The 5,116-nt window shown below is 59.9% G+C and carries 10 protein-coding genes; all 10 read left to right on the forward strand.

Annotation, left to right across the window (positions count from 1 at the left end; all coding sequences use genetic code 11):
* Nucleotides 1–220: 220 nt before the first annotated feature.
* A complete protein-coding gene (locus tag Y707_RS28690) occupies nt 221–553 on the forward strand; it encodes a hypothetical protein (protein ID WP_155852634.1) in 333 nt (110 codons plus the stop codon).
* A complete protein-coding gene (locus Y707_RS31145) occupies nt 550–804 on the forward strand; it encodes a hypothetical protein (RefSeq protein ID WP_026533807.1) in 255 nt (84 codons plus the stop codon). The genes Y707_RS28690 and Y707_RS31145 overlap by 4 nt, the downstream gene beginning before the upstream one ends.
* Nucleotides 785–1,138, forward strand: a complete 354-nt coding sequence (locus tag Y707_RS22570; RefSeq protein WP_051441537.1) for a GNAT family N-acetyltransferase — start codon at nt 785–787, stop codon at nt 1,136–1,138. Before Y707_RS31145 ends, Y707_RS22570 begins: the two co-directional genes overlap by 20 nt.
* A 273-nt stretch (nt 1,139–1,411) precedes the next feature.
* A complete protein-coding gene (locus Y707_RS0101565) occupies nt 1,412–1,681 on the forward strand; it encodes a DUF3040 domain-containing protein (RefSeq protein WP_026533808.1) in 270 nt (89 codons plus the stop codon).
* Between the two features lie 212 nt (nt 1,682–1,893).
* Complete coding sequence (locus Y707_RS22575) at nt 1,894–2,211, forward strand: hypothetical protein (RefSeq protein WP_035779879.1); 318 nt, start codon at nt 1,894–1,896, stop codon at nt 2,209–2,211.
* 11 nt (nt 2,212–2,222) lie between these two features.
* The gene (locus Y707_RS22580) at nt 2,223–3,293 is read left to right on the forward strand and encodes a YihY/virulence factor BrkB family protein (protein ID WP_035779881.1); all 1,071 of its coding nucleotides are present in this window, start codon (nt 2,223–2,225) and stop codon (nt 3,291–3,293) included.
* Nucleotides 3,294–3,328: 35 nt separating this feature from the next.
* Entirely contained in the window at nt 3,329–3,643 is a 315-nt protein-coding gene (locus Y707_RS0101580) for a DUF4235 domain-containing protein (protein WP_026533809.1), read from the forward strand.
* Between the two features lie 51 nt (nt 3,644–3,694).
* Nucleotides 3,695–4,111, forward strand: coding sequence for a phage holin family protein (locus Y707_RS0101585; RefSeq protein ID WP_035779884.1), 417 nt, complete (start codon nt 3,695–3,697; stop codon nt 4,109–4,111).
* Entirely contained in the window at nt 4,108–4,593 is a 486-nt protein-coding gene (locus Y707_RS22585; protein ID WP_035779886.1) for a DUF3618 domain-containing protein, read from the forward strand. The genes Y707_RS0101585 and Y707_RS22585 overlap by 4 nt, the downstream gene beginning before the upstream one ends.
* 72 nt (nt 4,594–4,665) lie before the next feature.
* Nucleotides 4,666–5,116: hypothetical protein (locus Y707_RS0101595; RefSeq protein WP_026533811.1), on the forward strand; the 451-nt coding region annotated here is incomplete at its 3' end.

Here is a 5,116-nt window from a genome sequence, read left to right on the forward strand (position 1 = left end):
GGCCATCGTTAGCTCCATAGAAACGGGCATAACCTGCAACAGCTGCCTACACCGTGAACCACGCCGCTACGCGGAGGTTTTCAATTGAGGCAACGTATGCAGTTACGCGGAGGTTTTCTATGAGTCAACGCGGCCCCTTGCGCAAACGGGTATATGTTTTGTAGTCTAATTTTTGGTTGAGCAGTTGGCCATGGACCTTTTCTTCTTTGATGGAGAACCCGTGGATCATAAACTGCGAGTCCTCGTGCGACTCGATATAGACAGCACCAGCGCCGTTGTGAACGTCACCGGCTGCCTCACCGGCAACAACTGCAAGGCCCTTTTCCCCGTTATCCGCCGCGCCGGCGCTTTCGCCGGCGGACTGGCCGTTGCGGTCGACTTATCCGAAGCCGAACATATCGACGGGCCCGGGCTGGAACGGTTGCGGCAATTCTGCACCGGCGAACTCAATGGTGAACCCGCACCGGAGGAAGTCGCAGTGATTGCGCCGGCCGGACTTCCTCAATGCCCGGCCCTGATGATCGGCGATCCTGCCATGGGGGTGGCAGCATGAGCTTCGCTCTTTCACCCCGGTTTTCTCTGCCGCGCGGCAGCGGCAACAGTGAAGCGGCCGATCTGTCGAGGATGTCCACTGATGGCTTACTCGCCCTCAGCAGCCGGCTCTATCGCCAGCTCGACTCCGACCGGATCGGCATTAACACCCTGGGGCGGTACTACGAACTCACCGCAGAAATTGAAGCACGGGAAGCCACCGGCAATGACCTCCCAAACCGAGGAGGATCCCGTGGCGATCGTTCAAAATGACCGCGCTGCGTCCCGGTTCAAAATATACGTCGACGGATCAGTGGCCGGATACATTCGATATGAAATGCACGGCAGGGACATCTGGTTCCTCAACACGGAGCTGAACCGAGGCTTTCAGGGACGGGGCCTGGACAGAATCCTTATCCGGGCGGCCCTGGCTGAAGTTCACCGGCGCCGTTTGGCGGTACTGCCGTTCTGCCCGCTATTGCGAACAATCATGGCCACCCACAACCAGTACCTTCAGCTCATACCGCAGACCCAACGGGCACGCTTCAAACTGCACCCGCAGCTGCGACAGCCCGCGACGCCATATCCGGCAATCAACGCCGCATGAGCGGACTGCCGGCAAATAGTTACCTCGAGACTGCTGATAAGGCCGGTGCCAGCGGCCCCATAGGCCGGCCCGCTGCGGGTGGAAATGACCGTCCCGTGAACAGAATCCACCCAGCCGACGCCGCAGATCCGATGCCCCCAAGCACCGACCGGCCCGAAGCGCCGGCCGGCGCAGAGCACCGCTTGCCTGCGGGGCGGACGCTCTGGATAGGCAGGCAGAATCTCGATACCATATAAACAGTAAGCTTACTTATTATTAGATCGGTGGTGTGCCATGCTCTCCAAAAAGCATGAGCGCGATTGGAAGGAATTGGCCGCGCGGCTTAAGGCCGAGGAGCCGGAGCTTGCGGCGGCGTTCTCCGTTCCCGAAACATCTGCTGCAGTCCGCATTGTCCGGGTCGTATTGATTGTGCTCGCAGCGGTTGCGGTCAGTGCCCTCGTCGTGGCGTTAATCGCGCTGGAGCTGATCTCTGTTTTGTTCCTGGTCGCCGGCATCGTTCTGCTGGCGCAGGGGTGGAAGTGGAGGGGGCGGACCACCCGGTAACAGTGGCGCCCTCCATGGTGGAGGAGTTGCGGCGTTCGCGGTTGGAACGCAACCCTCAATGTAGACAGCAGGCTTACTATTGGCGGCGTTCGCGCGTAGATTGAAAACCGATAACCATCACTGACCACTATGTCGAAAGTGGCTGGGAACCAGAACGTAAGTATGCGGATCCGTCCGGAGTGGGCGGATCGATCAATTGATGGGAGTTGACCATGATCAGAAAGTTAGTCATCCTTGGGGCCGCCGGCGCCGGTTATGTGCTCGGTGCACGTGCCGGTCGCCAGCGGTATGAGCAGATCCGTACGCAGGCGCAGCGCCTGTGGCGCAATCCCCGGTTGCAGCGGACGGTCAGCCAGGCAGGTGAAGCCGCGAAGGAGAAGGCTCCGTTGGTCAAGGAAAAAAGTGCTGAAGCCGCGCATAAAGCCACGGATAAAGTGACGGACGCGGTCAGGTCTTCAGGCAACGGGGATTCGGCAACAGTTGATCCGGTGACCGGCTTCCGGGCTCCGGATGAGAAGTCGACTTCCTGAAGGAGTAAGACGTGTCAACCAGCAACGAAGATGCGGCCAGCAAGGCCGGCTCGACCCCGCATCCGGAGGATGACCGCAAGCCGGACAGTCCCGCCAAGATTGAGAAGCCTGCCCGGAAGTACATCGTCAAGAAGACGATCCGCGAGTTCACCGCCGATCAGTGCACCGATCTGGCGGCGGCCCTGACCTACTACGCGGTGTTGTCCATTTTCCCTGCATTGCTGGCACTGGTCTCGCTGCTGGGCGTTACCGGACAGGCGCAGGCGACAACTGACGCTATGCTCTCGCTGATTGAGGGGGTTGCCCCGGGCTCCACCGACGCAGTGCGGCCGGTCATTACGAACCTCGTCAGCTCCCCGGCCGCAGGACTGACCCTGATCATCGGCCTTGCTGCTGCCCTCTGGTCCGCCTCGGGCTATGTGGGCGCATTCGGACGCGCGATGAACAAGGTGTATGAGGTTGATGAAGGCCGTCCGTTCTGGAAGCTGAAGCCGATGATGCTGTTGATTACCCTCGTGCTTTTGCTGCTGGTGGTGCTGATCGCCATCCTGCTGGTGGTTTCCGGACCCATCGCCCAGATGATCGGCGACGTCGTCGGGCTCGGTTCGGTGGCCGTACTGATCTGGAGTATCGCCAAGTGGCCGGTGCTGATCTTCTTTGCCGTGCTGATGATCGCGATCCTGTATTACGCGACCCCTAATGTGAAGCAACCCAAATTCAAGTGGATGAGCCTGGGCGCACTGTTCGCATTGCTGGTGCTGGCCGTAGCGTCGTTGGGCTTCTACTTCTATGTGAGCAACTTCGGCAGCTACAACGCCACCTATGGCGCCATCGGTGGCGTCATTGTGGCGCTGCTGTGGTTTTGGCTCGCGAACCTGTCCCTGCTCTTCGGCGCTGAACTCGATGCGGAGATGGAGCGCGGCCGCCAGTTGCAGGCCGGCTTTGAGGCCGAAGAAACCATCCAGCTGCCGCCCCGGGATACCCGCCAGAGCAAAAAGCTGCGGGACAAGGAACGCGAAGAGGTCCGGCAGGGACGTGAACTGCGCGAAGAGCCCGACCGGACGCACGGATCCAACCAGTAAACATGCTGTTCACTCCCACGAAAGGGTAGAGCCAGATGACACCTCAACCGAAAACGGATTCGCCCAAGACGGCGAGCAAATCCGCGAAGCGCCTGTATCAGCCCATCGGCATCACTTCGAGCATTATCGGCGGTCTGATCGCCGGACAGGTCTTCAAACAAGGGTGGAAACACGCCGCACCACAGGGCAACCAAAAAGCCCCAAAAGCGCTCGATACCGGCATTTCCTTTAAGGAAGTCCTGGTCGCCGCCCTGATTCAAGGTGCGGTGTTCGCCCTCGTCAAGGCACTCCTACACCGCGGCGGCGCGCGACTGTTTGAAAAAGTCACCGGCGAATGGCCCGGAAACTGACAACTCAACAACAAACGCACCAATGTCCGACCCTTTGGAAGAGGAACAATTATGAGTCATGCCCCCTTGGAACCGTCGAAAGCCTCAGAGACTCCAGTTTCTGAACTGGTCACGCGACTATCGGAACAGACAACACGATTAGTGCGCGACGAGCTGCGGCTGGCACAAGCCGAACTGAAAGACAAAGGTAAACACGCCGGAGTCGGCGCTGGTCTGTTCGGTGGCGCGGGGCTGATGGCCTTTTTCGGCGGCGCCACACTGATCACCACCATCATTCTAGCCTTGGCCCTGCTGATACCTGCCTGGCTCAGTGCCCTGATCGTCACCGTGGCACTGTTCATCATCGCCGGTATAGCCGCACTCATAGGCAAGAAGCAAGTCAAGAAGGCCGCTCCGCCGGCCCCGGAGGCAACCATGGAAAACGTCAAACGTGACGTCAAGGAAGTAAAGGAACACGGTCACCGATGAACAAACACACAACCCCGCATACGCCAGAACCAGGCAAGGACGCAGAGACCAGCGAAATACAGGCTGACATTGACGCCACCCGCGCCGAACTCGGCCACACGGTTGAACAGCTCTCCGAACGGCTCGACGTGAAAAAGCAGGCGAAACAGAAGGCCGACGCTTACAAGGCACACGCGGCCGAGGCCGTGGATTCAACCAAACGGCAGGCCCTCGGAATCTTCGCGGCGACGGGAGCGAAAACGCGGGAACTCACGGGCAGCCGCGAAGCCGACCCCGCAGCGGACCGCAGACGCGGTGGTATCACTCTTGGATCCGGAGCACTCCTTGTCTGTGCTCTCATTGCCGGAGTACTAATATGGCGACACCAGGCCAAAGCGCATAAAACATCACTGCCAACACGGTCCGACATCACCAAACAGATGCGCTCGGCGCGGAAAAACATGCCCGACCGGCGCCACAAAACCGGCCTAATGCCGCGGTGACCGTCAGCAGCTGCTGTCTGCGAGAGAGGTACGGGCTTTTTGGATCTGGCCAAGGGCTGAACAGGCACGCTGATGGATGCCGGCGAGGACCTGGTACGTGGTTTCCGCAGCTCACCTGCCGTGGAACGGGTCGTCTTTGGGATGACCTTGAGTTTTTCGGTGACGGTGGCAGCCTCACGGGTCCTCAACTACGTGCGTGAGCGCAGGCGGTTCATGCCGCGGGTTCGCAGTTTCGGTCGGACATTGGCAATGATCCCGTACAACAACAGGCTGCGGATCCACCACTTCGTGCCCGGCACCGCAATCGCTTTCACCGTCGGCTGCGTCGCACTTGTGCTGCATCCATCGCGGGCGAATCAATGGTGGAGCGTCCCGTTCGGTGCCGGAGTAGCCATGACCGTAGACGAGCTACCCGTTATGACGGGCCGCAACAACCCATATTGGGGCGAGGAACGCTACGCCCTGATGCTTTACGTCACCGGAACCGTCGCTGTGTCCGGTCTCTTGGCCGTCTTTCTGAGAC

This window comes from Arthrobacter sp. H14, assembly GCF_000520495.1.
Lineage (GTDB): Bacteria > Actinomycetota > Actinomycetes > Actinomycetales > Micrococcaceae > Arthrobacter_C.

Excerpts from the sequence above, each read along its gene's own strand:
- Y707_RS0101565 (WP_026533808.1), top strand. The coding sequence starts at position 1,412 with ATGCTCTCCAAAAAGCATGAGCGCGATTGGAAGGAATTGGCCGCGCGG.
- Y707_RS0101585 (WP_035779884.1), top strand. The coding sequence starts at position 3,695 with ATGAGTCATGCCCCCTTGGAACCGTCGAAAGCCTCAGAGACTCCAGTT.
- Y707_RS31145 (WP_026533807.1), top strand. The coding sequence starts at position 550 with ATGAGCTTCGCTCTTTCACCCCGGTTTTCTCTGCCGCGCGGCAGCGGC.
- Y707_RS22585 (WP_035779886.1), top strand. The coding sequence starts at position 4,108 with ATGAACAAACACACAACCCCGCATACGCCAGAACCAGGCAAGGACGCA.
- Y707_RS0101580 (WP_026533809.1), top strand. The coding sequence starts at position 3,329 with ATGACACCTCAACCGAAAACGGATTCGCCCAAGACGGCGAGCAAATCC.
- Y707_RS22575 (WP_035779879.1), top strand. The coding sequence starts at position 1,894 with ATGATCAGAAAGTTAGTCATCCTTGGGGCCGCCGGCGCCGGTTATGTG.